At 40.3% G+C, this 16,090-nt stretch carries 13 protein-coding genes and 2 tRNA genes; 1 reads left to right on the forward strand and 14 read right to left on the reverse strand.

The window, feature by feature from the left end; genetic code table 11:
- Nucleotides 1–232: 232 nt before the first annotated feature.
- On the forward strand, nt 233–718 hold the full coding sequence (locus ACYX4O_RS14925; protein WP_476351809.1) for a LiaI-LiaF-like domain-containing protein: 486 nt from the start codon (nt 233–235) through the stop codon (nt 716–718).
- Between the two features lie 382 nt (nt 719–1,100).
- Here the strand turns inward: ACYX4O_RS14925 and yihA are convergent, their stop codons facing one another.
- The 14 genes from yihA to ACYX4O_RS14995 form a co-directional block, all read right to left on the reverse strand.
- Nucleotides 1,101–1,688 (reverse strand): ribosome biogenesis GTP-binding protein YihA/YsxC, encoded by a 588-nt coding sequence (gene yihA / locus ACYX4O_RS14930; protein ID WP_476351810.1) that lies wholly within the window; start codon nt 1,686–1,688, stop codon nt 1,101–1,103.
- A 3-nt stretch (nt 1,689–1,691) separates the two neighbouring features.
- Nucleotides 1,692–4,019 carry an endopeptidase La gene (gene lon, locus ACYX4O_RS14935; protein WP_476351811.1) on the reverse strand — a complete coding sequence of 776 codons (2,328 nt, stop codon included), beginning with the start codon at nt 4,017–4,019 and terminating at the stop codon, nt 1,692–1,694.
- Between the two features lie 151 nt (nt 4,020–4,170).
- Entirely contained in the window at nt 4,171–5,841 is a 1,671-nt protein-coding gene (lonB, locus tag ACYX4O_RS14940) for an ATP-dependent protease LonB (protein WP_476351812.1), read from the reverse strand.
- 232 nt (nt 5,842–6,073) lie between these two features.
- Nucleotides 6,074–7,351 (reverse strand): ATP-dependent protease ATP-binding subunit ClpX, encoded by a 1,278-nt coding sequence (clpX, locus tag ACYX4O_RS14945; protein ID WP_476351813.1) that lies wholly within the window; start codon nt 7,349–7,351, stop codon nt 6,074–6,076.
- A gap of 394 nt (nt 7,352–7,745) precedes the next feature.
- Nucleotides 7,746–9,032 carry a trigger factor gene (tig, locus tag ACYX4O_RS14950; RefSeq protein WP_476351814.1) on the reverse strand — a complete coding sequence of 429 codons (1,287 nt, stop codon included), beginning with the start codon at nt 9,030–9,032 and terminating at the stop codon, nt 7,746–7,748.
- A 167-nt stretch (nt 9,033–9,199) separates the two neighbouring features.
- Nucleotides 9,200–10,198, reverse strand: a complete 999-nt coding sequence (locus ACYX4O_RS14955) for a tetratricopeptide repeat protein (RefSeq protein WP_476351815.1) — start codon at nt 10,196–10,198, stop codon at nt 9,200–9,202.
- A 311-nt stretch (nt 10,199–10,509) separates the two neighbouring features.
- Nucleotides 10,510–10,583 (reverse strand) — tRNA-Arg (locus ACYX4O_RS14960).
- Nucleotides 10,584–10,645: 62 nt separating this feature from the next.
- Nucleotides 10,646–10,719: transfer RNA gene (locus ACYX4O_RS14965), tRNA-Gly, on the reverse strand.
- A gap of 91 nt (nt 10,720–10,810) precedes the next feature.
- A complete protein-coding gene (locus ACYX4O_RS14970) occupies nt 10,811–11,338 on the reverse strand; it encodes a metallophosphoesterase (RefSeq protein WP_476351816.1) in 528 nt (175 codons plus the stop codon).
- 13 nt (nt 11,339–11,351) lie between these two features.
- On the reverse strand, nt 11,352–11,945 hold the full coding sequence (locus ACYX4O_RS14975; protein ID WP_476351817.1) for an XTP/dITP diphosphatase: 594 nt from the start codon (nt 11,943–11,945) through the stop codon (nt 11,352–11,354).
- Nucleotides 11,946–11,958: 13 nt separating this feature from the next.
- Nucleotides 11,959–12,714: a ribonuclease PH gene (gene rph / locus ACYX4O_RS14980; RefSeq protein WP_476351818.1), complete on the reverse strand. Its 756-nt coding sequence runs from the start codon at nt 12,712–12,714 to the stop codon at nt 11,959–11,961.
- A 553-nt stretch (nt 12,715–13,267) separates the two neighbouring features.
- Nucleotides 13,268–14,347, reverse strand: a complete 1,080-nt coding sequence (locus ACYX4O_RS14985) for a GerMN domain-containing protein (RefSeq protein ID WP_476351819.1) — start codon at nt 14,345–14,347, stop codon at nt 13,268–13,270.
- A 447-nt stretch (nt 14,348–14,794) separates the two neighbouring features.
- The gene (gene racE, locus ACYX4O_RS14990) at nt 14,795–15,598 is read right to left on the reverse strand and encodes a glutamate racemase (protein ID WP_476351820.1); all 804 of its coding nucleotides are present in this window, start codon (nt 15,596–15,598) and stop codon (nt 14,795–14,797) included.
- 11 nt (nt 15,599–15,609) lie between these two features.
- Complete coding sequence (locus tag ACYX4O_RS14995; protein WP_476351821.1) at nt 15,610–16,086, reverse strand: MarR family winged helix-turn-helix transcriptional regulator; 477 nt, start codon at nt 16,084–16,086, stop codon at nt 15,610–15,612.
- Nucleotides 16,087–16,090 lie beyond the last annotated feature (4 nt).

Below are 16,090 nucleotides of genomic sequence, written 5' to 3' on the forward strand. Positions count from 1 at the left end.
ACCCCCAAAAAAAACTACAAAAATCTACGTCCATCTTTATACTCACTGCTTCTATTATAACACGAGAACCAAAGTCTCAATTCATAAAAATGTGAACAGTTATTGAATGGTTATGATACCATATATCTATATAAAACTGATTCGCAATTTGAAATAAATACCGTTAGTACCGTAACACAATGACCCTCAATTAGCAAGAAATGAGGGCTGTTTTCAGAGGAGGTAAACCTTAGTGAAACGACAAAATACATTCAGTGGCCTCTTATTAATCGGAATTGGCCTTTACTTTCTTTTAAGAGAATTCCAAATCCCATTACTCACCCAATTTTATTCTTGGCCTACAATCTTAATGATTACCGGAATTGCCCTACTTTTACATAGCTATATAGCAATGGAGTATGACACCCTATTTTCAGGTGGCGTTCTACTAGGGTTGGGAATCCACTTCCATGGCCTACGCAACTACTCTTTCTGGATTGACCATTGGGGGATCTTCCCTCTTATTATTGGGTTATCCTTTTTGTTAAGGTTCCAAAAAACACGAAAAGGGATTTTCCCTGCTATTATTCTTATTACCCTATCTCTATTTGTTATATTCGCTCCCAACAAACCAGGCTGGTTTTACTGGATTAACGTCATCGTACACTTCATCGAAACATTCTGGCCCCTACTCTTAGTCGGTTTTGGATTATACTTATTATGGTTTAAAAAGAAATAAGTTATACAATTAAAAGTGTAGGCGTGGTGACCAGGACCGTACGGACAAGACAGCTTTTTGGAAAAGGCGTTTAGCCTTTGTAAAAAAGATGACTTGTCTCGCTAGGTCCTCCACGCCGGAACTAGATAAGAGCCTAGGGGAGATAGGGTTTCCGTTTGCTTTAATTGAGCATAAGGTGGTTCGGGAAATCACTCGCTTTCCGCGGCGAGCTGGAAAGCGAGTTGTCCCCGAGCAAGCCCAAGCACTCATAAACGTTACGGCCCCTTCCAAATTAGATGTCTCAGCTTCGAGTCTTCCGTGTTCAATGTAATATTGCTTGTTCGTTGAACATAAACGATACAAAAGAAGTCCTCTACTTATGGTAGAGGACTTCTTTATTCTATTATTTTTTTAGATAAGGTTTTATAATACCCCATGCTTCATCTTTTCCTTCACCAGTTTCTGATGAGAATGGCAGAAGCGTATCTTCTTCTTCCATTTCAAGAACCTCGATGATGCGCTTAAGCTGTTTGGCACGTTGACCTTTTTTGATTTTGTCTAACTTCGTAGCTACTACAGTTACAGGAAGTTCATAGTGCTTTAAGAAGTCATACATCAATTGATCGTCTTCTGAAGGGTCATGGCGAATGTCAACAATTAGCATCGCCATACGCAAGCGTTCGCGTGTGGAAAAATACTCTTCCATCATCTTTCCCCACTTCGCTTTTTCCTTTTTAGAAACTTTTGCATACCCATATCCAGGCACGTCCACGAACATGAAGGATTCATTTATTCTATAGAAATTAAGCGTTTGGGTCTTCCCTGGCTTACCAGAAGTACGCGCTAATGCCTTTCGTTGAATCATCTTATTAATGAATGACGATTTCCCCACATTAGAACGTCCTGCTAGAGCGATCTCTGGCATGGGGTCTTCTGGATATTGTTGCTGACTAACGGCGCTTATAACAAGTTCCGCTTGATTAACTTTCATGAATTATTTCTCCTCTACTAGTGCATGTTCTAACACTTGATCCAGATGAGTAACTGGGATATAGGTTAACCCTTCACGCACACTCTCTGGAATATCTTCTAGGTCCTTTTCATTTTCTGCAGGCATAATGACGGTTGTCAACCCAGCACGATGAGCACTAAGAGATTTTTCTTTTAGACCACCGATAGGAAGAACGCGGCCCCTTAACGTAATTTCACCTGTCATGCCTACTTCTTTACGAACAGGGCGTTCTGTAAGGGCAGATACTAATGCAGTTGCCATTGTAATACCAGCTGACGGACCATCTTTAGGCGTAGCGCCTTCAGGTACGTGTATATGAATATCATTTTTGTCATGGAATTCAGGGTCGATGTTAAGCTCCTCAGCTCTTGAACGGATGTAACTAAAGGCTGCTTGCGCTGATTCCTTCATTACGTCTCCAAGCTTACCTGTGAGCGTTAACTTTCCTTTACCAGGATACAATGATACCTCTATAGCAAGAGTGTCGCCACCAGCAGAAGTATAAGCAAGACCTGTAGCTGTTCCAATTTGGTCTTCTTTCTCAGCTTGACCATATCGGAAAATTGGCTTTCCTAACAACTCTTCTAACTTTTTCTCGGTAACCACTACACGCTTCTTGTCTTCTGCTACCACAATCTTCGCAGCTTTACGACAAACAGCAGCAATTTGGCGTTCCAATCCACGAACCCCAGCCTCGCGGGTATACTGACGGACTAACTTAAGTAAGCCGTCCTCCCTGAACTGAAGCTGGCTTTTCTTTAAGCCATTCTCTTTTAACTGTTTAGGAAGTAGATGTTCTTTTGCAATATGCAGTTTTTCAACTTCTGTGTACCCCGCTATTGAGATCACTTCCATACGGTCTAAAAGAGGACCGGGTATGGTTTGCATATTATTTGCAGTGGCAATGAACAGAACGTTTGAAAGGTCATACGTCTCTTCAATGAAGTGGTCACTAAATGTACTGTTCTGCTCGGGATCAAGTACCTCAAGCATAGCAGAAGAAGGGTCACCACGAAAATCACTTGCCATTTTATCAATTTCATCTAATAAGAAAACAGGGTTAACGGTCTCCGCGCGCTTCATCCCCTGGATAATTCGCCCCGGCATAGCTCCGACATACGTACGACGGTGTCCCCGAATTTCTGCTTCATCACGCACTCCACCAAGGGAAGCCCGTACGAAATTGCGATCCATGGAACGTGCAATAGACTTAGCTAAAGATGTTTTACCAACACCAGGAGGGCCCACTAGGCAAAGAATAGGGCCTTTTATGCTGTTTGTAAGCTTCTGTACAGCTAAATACTCAATGATTCGTTCTTTCACCTTTTCTAAGCCATAGTGATCGGCATCAAGCACTTCTTCAGCGTGAGGAATATGCAGGTTATCTTCTGTTTGTTCGGTCCACGGGAGAGAAAGGATCCAGTCAATATAATTTCGGATTACTGAGCTTTCAGCTGAACTACTAGGAATTTTTTCATATCGATCTAATTCTTTTAAGGCAACTTTTTGAACTCTTTCCGGTAAATTGGCTTCTTCAAGCTTAGCTTTAAGCTCTTCAACTTCTCCTGATTTGCCATCCTTATCCCCTAGTTCTTTTTGGATAGCTTTCATTTGTTCACGAAGATAGTATTCTTTCTGCGTGCGCTCCATCGAACGTTTAACACGTTGACCAATTTTCTTCTCAAGTTGCATAACTTCTTTCTCATTATTGATAAGATCAATGATATGCTCAATTCGATCTGGAACATGGATCATTTCTAGTACTTGCTGTTTGTCTTTAATCTTCAAAGGAAGATGTGACGTTACAATATCAGCCAAGCGACCAGGGATATCTATATCTTGTACAGATGAAAGTGTCTCATCACTAACCTTCTTAGACACTTTTATGTACTGTTCGAACTGTTCTAGAAGCTTTCGCATGAGGGCTTGTTCTTCTAAGCTTTCCCCGTGCGTTTCCTCCATTTCCCTAATTTCAGCCATTAATAATTCTTCATCTTCATCATCCGTATGATTGACCAGCTCCGCACGATACAATCCCTCTACTAAGATTCTTATTGTACCATTAGGTAACTTAAGCATTTGCTTAATCTTAGCCATTGTTCCCACTTGATATATATCATTCTCGGTTGGTTCATCAATATTTGTTTCTTTCTGAGCAGCTAAGAAAATGGTATGGTCTTGAACCATAGCTTTCTCTACTGCGTTCACTGATTTATCGCGACCCACATCTAAATGCATGACCATTGATGGATAAACTAATAGTCCACGTAATGGAAGGAGGGGGATGTGAATGGTATTTTGCTTCGTCATTTTTCTTGCACCTCCATGAAATTCCATAATAAAAAAGAGAAAAGAGAGCCTGCCATATAGACAATGCTCTAAGACTCATCAAACATATGGTTCTTTAAAAGTATAATGAAAACCATTTTCTTTGTAAAATGTTTCATTTGTGCGATTGGTTTTAAGAAGATTGAGACGATCTCTTTTCGACGAATCGCTTGTCGTCCAATAACGATTGGACATCGCCATGTAAAGCCAGTGCCAGCGCTTCTTTTATGTGAGTAACAGGCACAATTTGAACACCTTCTATTTCATTGAACATCTCTTGATTATTTTCAGCAGGAATCAATACTTTCGTTGCACCAGCCCTTTTGGCCGCCTTGATCTTAGCCATTACTCCCCCAACCGGTTTTATATGACCATGAATACTAATCTCTCCCGTCATGGCGACATTGTATCGTACAGGAAGTTTGTGAATTGCAGAATATATCCCAAGAGCCATCGCCACGCCCGCTGATGGACCATCGACAGGAATCCCACCTGGGAAATTTACATGAATATCATATTCATGTGCTGGGACACCTAACGAACGAAGGACAGTAATAACATTTTCGATCGATCCTTTAGCCATGCTTTTTCTACGTATGGATTTACTTTGTGTACCTATACTTTCTTCTTCAGCAATTCCAGTAATGTTAATAGTTCCTTGTTTTGAAGTGGTTGGGAGAACGGTCACTTCAATCTCAAGCAGTGACCCTGAATTAGGCCCAAAAACGGCAAGTCCATTTACTATTCCAACTTGGTCTTGATCCCCTATCTTCTTATCATACCTAGGTGCTAGCTGTGAGGCATCTACAACCCATTCAATATCCGATTTCGAAATGACTGTTCTGCCTGCTTTTTTAGCAATACCTGTAGCAATTTGGATCATATTGACAGCTTCTCGTCCATTACGTGCATAACCCGCTAGAGTTTCTAAAGCATCTTGATCTGAAGTAAATGTAATCTTCTCTGCCGCTCTCTTAGCTACTTCAACAACCTCTTCATGCTCGAGTTCTCTAAAGAAGACCTCTAGACAGCGTGAACGAATTGCTGGTGGAATCTCCTCAGGTCTTCTAGTAGTGGCTCCAATTAAGCGGAAATCTGCAGGCAGCCCCTTCTTAAATATCTCGTGGATATGTAAAGGGATTTGCTGATTCTCTTCACTATAATACGCACTTTCAAAGTAAACCTTACGATCTTCTAGTACTTTAAGTAATTTATTCATTTGAATGGGATGTAATTCCCCAATTTCGTCAATAAAAAGAACACCACCATGTGCATTAGAAACTGCCCCTTGTTTAGGTTGAGGAATTCCAGCTTGCCCCATAGCGCCAGCTCCTTGATAGATCGGATCATGAACAGATCCTATTAAAGGGTCAGCAATTCCACGTTCATCAAATCTTGCTGTAGTTGCATCTAATTCAACGAATACAGCATCTTGACGAAACGGGGAATCTTTATATTGCTTTGCTTCTTCGAGCACAAGACGAGCCGCAGCCGTCTTCCCAACCCCTGGAGGGCCATATACAATAACATGTTGCGGATTTGCTCCACATATTGCTGCTCTTAATGCTTCAATTCCGTCCTTTTGACCAATAATATCTTGAAATGATTTAGGACGAACTTTCTCTGAAAGAGGCTCAGAAAGCGCAATTTGACGCATTTTTCCTAATTCAGCCATTTCTTTTTTTGATTCTCGATCAATGGTTACTTTTTGTGAACGTTGATTTTTTAAGAGATTCCAAAAGTAAAGTCCAATAACAATCCCAAAAAACAGTTGAACAAATAAGACGATACCCGCTAATGTCATAAAGATTCCTCCTGTACCATACATCTTTTATGTTATCAGCTAGTATCTCCTCAAATAGTCACATTAAACCCAATCATTAAATTCCAACTGACGAAAAAGCATGAACATATAATGGGGTTCAAACAAAAAGAATCCCGGCACATAGACCGAGATTTATGATGAAACAAGAGAGGCTCTCCGGGTAGGAGAAACCTCTCTTTTTAACTTATAATGAACGCGCTCTTCTTATTAATTAAGCACTCTCTTTTGGAGTTTCATTCTCGTCTTGTACTGTACCATCGTTAAAAACAAGCTTAGGACGACCGTTTTCTTTCGTAACGGTGTCAGCAGTAATAATACACTTATCAATGTCTTCACGAGATGGTAGTTCGTACATTACATCTAACATGATGCCTTCAATAATTGAACGCAGACCACGCGCACCTGTCTTACGTTCAATTGCCTTACGAGCGATCTCACGAAGCGCTTCATCTTCAAACTCAAGTTCTACATGGTCAATTTGGAATAGCTTCTGATATTGCTTCACTAAAGCATTCTTAGGCTTCGTAAGAATTTCAACTAACGCATCTTCATCAAGAGATTCTAGAGCGCCGATGACCGGTAGACGACCGATGAATTCTGGGATTAAACCATAACGTAACAAGTCTTCTGGAAGCACTTTAGTGAGTACTTCTTTCTTTTCCATATCTTCAGCGGTTTCTTGTTCTGAGCCAAATCCAATTACTTTCTTACCAAGACGACGCTTTACAATTTGGTCAATTCCATCAAATGCACCACCAACAATGAATAATACATTGCCCGTATCGATTTGAATAAATTCTTGATGAGGATGCTTACGTCCGCCTTGTGGAGGAACGCTTGCAACAGTTCCTTCAAGAATTTTTAGAAGGGCTTGCTGCACACCTTCACCAGAAACGTCGCGTGTAATGGATGGGTTTTCAGATTTACGTGCTACTTTATCAATCTCATCGATATAAATAATTCCTTTTTCAGCTTTCTCAACATCATAATCAGCTGCTTGAATCAATTTAAGAAGGATGTTCTCAACATCTTCCCCAACATACCCAGCCTCTGTTAGAGACGTAGCATCTGCAATTGCAAATGGTACATTTAAAATCCGAGCTAATGTTTGAGCAAGAAGTGTTTTACCACTACCAGTAGGTCCAAGCATTAAGATGTTACTTTTGGCAAGTTCTACATCATCAGCTTTTGTAGCAGCGTTAATACGCTTATAATGGTTATAAACCGCTACAGAAAGTGACTTCTTAGCGTAGTCCTGGCCGATTACATAATCATCTAGAATTTCATTGATTTCTTGAGGTTTCGGAACCTCTTTAAATTCAACTTCTTCTTCGTTACCTAGCTCTTCTTCTACAATTTCTGTGCACAATTCAATACACTCATCGCATATATAAACCCCAGGTCCAGCAACTAATTTGCGGACTTGATCTTGAGTCTTACCGCAGAAAGAACACTTCAGTTGTCCTTTCTCTTCGTTAAATTTAAACATGCATTTCACCTCACAAAGTATATGTCACACTAAATCTATAAATAAACCTTTACAACCATTGGTTAAACATCCAAAACCTTTCTTTACGACATCATACCAAATATCATGAGTCACTAAAAGTAAAAAAGCTTCCCGGTCGGAAGATTATCTCACTTCCATTTGTATTCATTATGTACGTGAGTGTATGAATAGTCAACATATGTGCAGTAATCCAAAAGTATGTGTGGGCTGGAAATAAAGATCCAATATACTACTGATTTAGTATATATGTATTTTTCCATAGTAGGACTGATTCCATACTCTAAAAAGGAATTTATTATATGTAAAAACAAGGCACGAACGAATCGCGCCTTGCTTTCATTAACTTAAACCGCTGAAAGTCAGAGAGACTTCCTTATGCCGTTTTGCTTTCAGAATCTAAGAAGTCAATCGCTTTCTTGATCTTAAGATCTTCTTCAACTGCTTCTGTGTTACCACCAAGCATTTGCTTAAGGTTTTCAACATCTGTCTGATACATAGAAGCCATGTTTTCAAGCTCTTGGTTGACATCTTCTTCTGTAACTTCAACATTCTCGGCAGTAGCAATTGCTTCAAGAACAAGGTTTGTCTTAACGCGCTTACCAGCATCTTCTTTCATTTGCTCTTTAAGTGCGTCTTGGTCTTGACCTGTGAATTGGAAGTACATATCTAGTGTCATGCCTTGCATTTGAAGGCGTTGTTCGAATTCTTTCATCATACGATCAAGTTCAGTCTCAACCATAGCGTCAGGAATTTCGATTTCTGCGTTATCAGTAGCTTTATTAACTAGCTCTTCACGCTTAGCATTCTCAGCTTCCTGTGCTTTTTCTTGTTGTAGACGCTCTTTTGTTTTCTTCTTAAGTTCATCCATAGATTCAACTTCTTCGTCGACATCTTTCGCGAACTCATCGTCTAATTCAGGAAGTTCTTTCGCTTTAATTTCGTGAACTTTTACTTTAAACGTTGCTTTTTTACCAGCAAGGTCTTCCGCGTGGTATTCTTCTGGGAACGTAACTTCTACTTCTGTTTCTTCTCCAGCAGATTTACCAACAAGTTGCTCTTCGAATCCTGGAATGAACTGTCCAGAACCGATTTCTAATGAATAGTTGTCAGCTTGACCGCCTTCGAATGCTTCGCCATCAACGAAACCTTCAAAGTCCATAACAACAGTGTCACCGTTTTCTACAGTGCCTTCTTCTTTAACAACTAATTCAGCTTGCTTTTCTTGTTGTTGCTTAAGTTCGTTTTCAACATCTTCGTCTGTAACAGTAGTATCTTGCGCTTCTACCTCAAGACCTTTGTACTCGCCAAGTGTTACTTCTGGCTTAACTGTTACTTTAGCAGTGAAGATTAAGTTTTTCCCTTTTTCGATTTGCTCAACATCTACTTCCGGACGATCAACTGGAGTAATTCCAGCTTCGTCAATTGCGTTAGAGTACGCTTCTGGAAGAATGATATCTAGCGCATCTTGATATAGAGACTCTACACCGAAACGCTGTTCAAAAATTGGACGAGGTACTTTCCCTTTACGGAAACCAGGTACCTGGATATCCTTAACTACTTTCGCGAATGCTTTGTCTAAGGCAACCTTAAATTCATCAGCATCAACTTCAACTGTAAGTTGGCCTTCGTTACCTTCTAATTTTTCCCATTTTGCAGACATGATTTTCCCTCCAACATCTATTTTTCATACATTAATCGTTCATTAAATGTTCTTAAGTTTTTGTAACAAAAGAGTGAATGCGTAATTTGCAACCACCTTATTATAACATAATCTATTGTGCTTTCAACAATCTTCTATTAGCTAGAAAAGCGTGTATACTTTACAGTTTATTCCTCATCCAACACAGCAAAATACTGACTCTCATAGTACATGATCTGTTCTTTCCAAGCCCCTACTTCTTCTTGCTCTATGTACTGGTGCAAAGGAAACTCATGATCCTCTAACTGAAGAGATGATGATCCTAGCTCATAAAAGGCTTTTGCCAACGCAGGTAATTCGTGATCTTCAGGCATGATAGGAAACCGAACATACATGTAGCGAAACACGAGCTGTTGAATGAACTCAAACAATGTCGGATTATCTTGTTCCACTCGTTCTAATAAGTATAACAATTGCCTTGCTGAAGTGTGCGAAAGGATATCAGGTAGCTCCACAGGATTGACCATAACTTCCGCTCCGAGCTTTTTTACCGCTACTTTCCGGTCCACTTTTTGCTCTTGCATCCATTGGACAAGCGCAGTCTTGATAACGGGCTCTATTTCTTCCTTCGTTAAATAAGGGGCTATTTCCGTCATAAAAGGCTGGATATCTTGTTTGCGAAGCATAGATAGAAGCTGCCATTGTTTTTTAACATTATGTGTATCTAAAGCGATAAGCAGTTCATCAACTGCCTCAATATTTTCTGTTCTCGTTTCATCTGTACGAAGGTTTTCAGTTATATCATATAGTTGCCAGAATTGTTTACGAAGGTCTTGTGGAATGTCTTCCGATTTAAACACTTCATCTAGCAAATCAAGTAATTCTTCATATTTTCCTGTTTGGAATAAAACCGTTAAATAAATATGTAAGTATTGAAAATAATGTTCCTCGTCATCTCTCATTAGTTTTTGGCACAGTTCTTCTACTTCTTCGTACTGCCCCAATTCCATTAGGCAAATTAGTTTGCCAGTCATAATCTCTGAATTTGCCGCTTCAAAATCAATGAGTTTATTAAAAGATTGGAGTGCTTCTTTATAATTCTTTTCTTTTAAAGCGGCTAATCCGTCTTGCTCTAATGAAGATTTCCATTTGGGAAATATGACGACATCAGCCTTTTCTTGAGTCATGATCCATCCTCCCTCTATTCGGTATCACTTATGTACGTTAACCAATCCTCTTCATTCGCTCCCTAGCCTGCTACCCTCTTCATTCGATATAAACAAAGAATCTCCTTTTATCTATTCTATCAGGGATCCCTTTATCTTCTTTAAGGATACTGAAGTATTTTCAAAAAATCTAGTTTGACGAATGAAGTTTTACGCTACAGTGTCTCCATCTTTCCCTCCTTGTATACATGAAAATACTTATCGTATATAAGGTTTGGGTATGTAAAAAAAAGACTCTAGGAAGATCCTAAAGTCTTTTTTGAAAAATTTTATGTCCCAGGAGGGATTCGAACCCCCGACCTACGGCTTAGAAGGCCGTTGCTCTATCCTACTGAGCTACTGGGACGTAATATGAGAAAAATCAAAAGATATTAACATATAAGATTTTTGAAATACAATTATGTAAATTGGAGCGGGTGATGGGAATCGAACCCACGACATCAGCTTGGAAGGCTGAGGTTTTACCACTAAACTACACCCGCACGGTTAATATTTTTGTTCCGTCTGTCGAAGCGAACAAAATTTATTATAAGGACTATAAAGAAATATGTCAATACATTTTAGGCAGAAGATTTAACTTCTGCCTAAAAAAGTTGTTTCATATGTTAAGTCCGGACTTACTTCTCCTTCATCGTTATAGAACTGAACTCGAACAGACTGCCCTTCATCCCAGTTTACTATCGCATACGTTTTCTCGGGATGGTTTCTTGGTAAACGAATACTGCCGGGATTAATAAATAATTTACCACCGACCATTTCAGCACCTGCTATATGAGAATGGCCGAAACAAACAATTTGAGCACCTCGTTCGTCAGCCCGATAGGATAAAGGCATTAATGTCGATTTAACACGAAATAGATGGCCGTGAGTGACAAAAAACGACATGTTTTGTATAGATTCTTGTACTTCATCCGGATACTCGTCATCAAAATCACAGTTACCCTTAACCTTAATATAAGATTCCATCTCTGCAGAAAGGTAATCTAATTCTGAGTCTCCACAATGAATCATGCCATCTACCTCATGCGCATGACGGTCTTTTAGAAGCTGAACTTCTTCAGTTAATCCATGGCTGTCGCTCACAATTAATACACTAGGCATGAATTATCTCTCCTTATGAGAATAATTGTTGTATGCTGTCTTCGATTTTAGCTAGCGCACGACTCCGGTGACTGATTTTATTTTTCTCATCTGCCCCTATCTCTGCCATGGTCGCTTTGTAACCATCTGGGATAAAGATAGGATCATAGCCAAAGCCACTTTCTCCATGAGGCTTTTCTGTGAGATGACCTTCACACGTCCCTCGTTTGAAGACTACATTTTGACCAGGTACACTAAGAGCCAATACGCATACAAAACGCGCTGTTCGATTCTTTTCCCCTTTTAGTTCAGATAAAACTTTTTCGAGGTTTCTTTGATCATCTTTTGGTTCCCCAGCATAACGCGCTGAATAGACACCTGGGCTACCATCCAAGGCGTCAACTACAAGACCTGAATCATCTGCAATAACCGGTACATTTAATAGAGAAGAAATAGTGCTCGCTTTTAATTCAGCATTCTCTTCAAATGTTTCCCCTGTCTCCTCAACTTCAGGCACGTTTTGATCAAGGTCATCGAGTGATAATGTTTCTATATCGTATTTCGAGAATAATTGACGAAACTCGCGAACTTTCCCCTCGTTATGCGTTGCAACAACTATTTTTTTCATAATGCCTCACCCCTTATGACTGGTTGCGATTTCGATCGATATGGGCGCTCCATTCACCAATAGCTTCTTTCTGTTGGTCAAATAGCTCCCCAATGCCTCCTTGAGCTAATTCAATCATTTTCTGCAGCTGTGGGTATGAGAATGTGGCTTCTTCCCCAGTTCCTTGAAGTTCGACAAATTCGCCATTACCGGTCATGACCACATTCATATCTACCTGAGCTTTTGAATCTTCTTCATAACAAAGGTCCAATATTTCTCCTCCAGTAGGTAGGACTCCAACAGATGTGGCAGCAAGGAAATCTTTAATAGGTAGCTTTTTAATTGTACCTTGTTTTACAAGTTTCCCAAAAGCAAGAACCATAGCTACATACGCTCCCGTAATAGAAGCTGTTCTCGTTCCTCCGTCAGCTTGAATGACATCACAGTCTACCCATAGCGTACGTTCTCCAAATTGCTCAAGATCCACCACAGCTCTTAAAGATCGACCGATCAATCGCTGTATCTCCATCGTGCGTCCAGTAACTTTTCCTTTAGACGATTCTCTTATATTTCTTGATTCGGTTGCTCGAGGTAACATAGCATACTCTGCTGTAACCCACCCCTTGCCTTGACCTCTCATGAAAGGAGGAACACGGTCTTCTATACTTGCATTACAAATTACTTTCGTTTCTCCTACTGTAATTAAGACAGATCCTTCTGGGTGCTTTACATAGCCTGTTTCAATATGTACCTGTCTTAGCTCATTTTCATTTCTTCCATCCGTTCTCATGTTTCGTCCTCCTTCACTTAATCCTAGCTCATCTTAACATATTTTGAAGCAAAAGTTTACTGTAGTACCATGTCTGTTGAAGACGTTTGTTGATTTTTTTATCTGTTCCATATAAGCCCATCGGGATACTCAAATTTGAGATATTTCAGCTGGAAGGGGCCGTTACGTTTATGAGTGCTTGGGCTTGCTCGGGGACAGCTCGCTTTCCTGCGGGGAGCTGGGAAGCCTCCTCGTTCGCTTGCGCTCTCTGTGGGGTCTTCCCTAGGCTCCTTTCCCCGCGGGAGTCTCGCAGTCCCCGAGCAAGCCCTGTCTTTCAACATACGAACGGCCCCGCCGTTCGTATAAGGGGGACTGATGTCACCCAAGATGACATATTTTCGTTGACTCTTATATGGCAAAGATATGCCACAAGAAAGCAAGTGGTCTCTAAGATCACCATACACTCAATTAAGGCAAGGGGATAAAAACATAGTTAATCAAACAATAACCACGAAAAAAGAGGCTTCTTTGGATGCCTCTTTTTTCGTTTTATAGTATATGCTAAATCAGCTTATTAAAATCGACCTGTATTTACCATTTCAGGGCGAGTTACTGGTTTTGTAAATGCATTTCCTTCTTCATCATATAACTCTTCAAAGTCTTTAACCTTTACAGACACGGCTTCTACATTCTCATCCTCAGTTAAAGATAAGACAAGGGAATCCATAACTTTCTTCGAAATAATCGACTGATCTTCAAAGTTACTTAAAACATTTTCATTGAATGTTAGAGTCAAAATACCATCTTTAACGGTAGGCTCTTCTGTTAACTGGACACCATCATTAAATACATTTAAAAGGTCTCCCTTATAACCTGGTCCATTCACAAGAGTTTGTATAATAGTTTCGTATTCACTCTCAGCTGCACCTTCTACACGTTTTGTAACAGGAACATAATAAAATTGGTCATCATGCTGGGCAGGATAATAAACAGTTACTGAACGGCTGTTGGAGATATCCGCTACATCCCCTGTTTCAAGATTTATCCCATTGGCTCGAGAATACCCGCTAGAAAGTGGAGTATTATTTACTGGCATAACTTCAGCATCATAACCGTTAATTTGAAGCTTGATCTTGTCTACGTTTTCAAACTGAGTGAGTGTGTAAGTCATAGATTGCAAGATCTTAAGCTCATCTTCTGGACGGTATTCTATAAATTCTTTAGATACATCCACAACTAAGGTACCATCTTCTAATAAATCAAGGCCGTTAACTTCTGTGCCTGAAGGAAGCACCGCCTGGAATCCGCTTGGCAAGAAGTCTGTAACAGGCCCACCTTTAACTAGATATTGAAGAACTTGTTTAGCAACATCGTTCGTTTCCGGTTTAGGAAGAGGGATCGTTTGAGGAACGACCATGCCATTTTCATCTAACAAATAGAGTTGGCGGGCCACTGTCTCAACTTTGATTACCTCCGTATTATCTGTTTGCCCCGCATCCACACTCTCCTCCGATACCGCGACCTCGCCTTCCGTATTTTCTTGTTGTGGCTGATCCATTTCTTTTAAAGATTGCTCCCCTTGAAAGACACATCCTGATAATAGAGCGACACTAGTGACAAGACTTCCGCATAATAAAGCAGCACGCTTCCGCATGTTTTCCCCTCCTATGATGGTTTGTACTACTATATATACGAGCTATCTAACAAATTAGACCAACAATTACGAAAGACCACCTAAACAAAAGGCTCCCCTTATGTTTGATGTCCTTCCATATATCCCTCTTATATGGAAGACTTGAAGTTTAGGCACTTTTGTGTAGTAAGGACGTTACGTTTGCTGAGTGCTTGGGGTGTCTGGGGAACGACTCGCTTTCCGCGGGCGAGCTGTCGAGCCTCCTCGGGGAAACCACCCTGCGGGGTCTCGTCGACCTCTTTCTCCCGCAGGAGGCTTCCCAGCTCGCCGCGGAAAGCGAGTGATTTCCCGAACCACCTCCCGCCTCTAACAACGCATACGGAAACATTCTCTCCATTTCAAGTCTTCAAGATTACTGCCCTAAAGAGAAAAAAATCAGTCTACCCTTTCTAAGGGTAGACTGATCATTTAATTACCAAGTGTAATGTTTCCTACATGGGAAATTCGTTCTTCAAACCAAGTATTGGCTATATCCCTAAATAAGTTTGCATCACCAGTGGTATAAAATTTATGGAGTGGTGGACGGTTACCTTCGTATAGTTTTCCATAATAGTCTAGTATTACACTTACTTCCTGAGCTGTTTCGTCTCCTGATGAAATAACGGTAATGTCATCTCCCATCACTTTTTGGATCGTTTCTCTTAATAAAGGATAATGGGTACATCCTAGTATTAAGGTGTCGATATGATTCGCTTTCTTCATAGGTTCTAGCGTCTCTCTTACAACATGTTCCGCTTGGTCTCCCTTAAACAACCCTTGCTCCACTAAAGGAACAAACGGAGGGCAGGATAGTGCATTAACCCTAATATCAGGGTTAATATGTTGAAGCGCATTCGTATAAGCTTTACTTTTAATTGTGCCTTCTGTTCCGATTACACCTATATGTAGGTTCTTAGATACTTTAATGGCAGATCGTGCACCTGGTTGGATTACACCAATGACTGGTATATCTAATTGTTCTTTTAGCTGTTGAAGTGTGAAGGCAGTAGCAGTATTACATGCAATCACTAGCATTTTAATTTTTTGTTGTTGCAAAAAACGAACCATTTCCCAGGTGAAGTTAACGACTTCCTCCTCAGGTCTCGGTCCGTAAGGGCATCTCTTTGTATCTCCTAAATAGACAAATTCTTCTTTAGGCAATTGGCGCATTAACTCCTTTGCTACAGTTAACCCGCCTACACCTGAATCTATAACCCCAATTGGTTGGTCCAAATTTATCGCCTCTATTCGTCGTTGTTGCTTTTTTCTTGCTGCTGAACATCCATCATCTCTGTATGCATACGTTGTAAAAACCCTTGCAAGCTATCAACTTCCTCATTAGAAAAACTACGAAGAACTTGATCTAAATATGCCTGTCTCTTATCAATTACTTCTTGAATTATGGATTCACCTTTATCAAGAAGGTGTATAAGGACAACACGGCGATCTTTCGGATTTCGCACTCGTTCTACGAGTTCATTTTTCTCCATTCGATCAATAAGATCTGTCGTAGTACTGCAAGCTAAGTACATTTTATTCGATAATTCACCAATCGTCATATCCCCAGATTCCAATAGCCATTGTAAAGCAATGAATTGAGGAGGGGTAATCGGGTAGTGATTTAATATTTCTCTTCCTGTTTGTTTAATGATCCCAGATATGTGACGCAATTTCTTTTCCACATCTGCAATCTTGACTTCTGTCGTCGTAACCTTGTCCAACTTG

It is taken from the genome of Pontibacillus sp. ABV4_188 (genome assembly GCF_056311905.1).

What these genes read in the sequence shown, in the direction of transcription:
- yihA (WP_476351810.1), bottom strand. Translation starts at nt 1,688, where the DNA reads ATGAAAGTTAATCAAGCGGAACTTGTTATAAGCGCCGTTAGTCAGCAA.
- lon (WP_476351811.1), bottom strand. Translation starts at nt 4,019, where the DNA reads ATGACGAAGCAAAATACCATTCACATCCCCCTCCTTCCATTACGTGGA.
- lonB (WP_476351812.1), bottom strand. Translation starts at nt 5,841, where the DNA reads ATGACATTAGCGGGTATCGTCTTATTTGTTCAACTGTTTTTTGGGATT.
- clpX (WP_476351813.1), bottom strand. Translation starts at nt 7,351, where the DNA reads ATGTTTAAATTTAACGAAGAGAAAGGACAACTGAAGTGTTCTTTCTGC.
- tig (WP_476351814.1), bottom strand. Translation starts at nt 9,032, where the DNA reads ATGTCTGCAAAATGGGAAAAATTAGAAGGTAACGAAGGCCAACTTACA.
- ACYX4O_RS14955 (WP_476351815.1), bottom strand. Translation starts at nt 10,198, where the DNA reads ATGACTCAAGAAAAGGCTGATGTCGTCATATTTCCCAAATGGAAATCT.
- ACYX4O_RS14970 (WP_476351816.1), bottom strand. Translation starts at nt 11,338, where the DNA reads ATGCCTAGTGTATTAATTGTGAGCGACAGCCATGGATTAACTGAAGAA.
- ACYX4O_RS14975 (WP_476351817.1), bottom strand. Translation starts at nt 11,945, where the DNA reads ATGAAAAAAATAGTTGTTGCAACGCATAACGAGGGGAAAGTTCGCGAG.
- rph (WP_476351818.1), bottom strand. Translation starts at nt 12,714, where the DNA reads ATGAGAACGGATGGAAGAAATGAAAATGAGCTAAGACAGGTACATATT.
- ACYX4O_RS14985 (WP_476351819.1), bottom strand. Translation starts at nt 14,347, where the DNA reads ATGCGGAAGCGTGCTGCTTTATTATGCGGAAGTCTTGTCACTAGTGTC.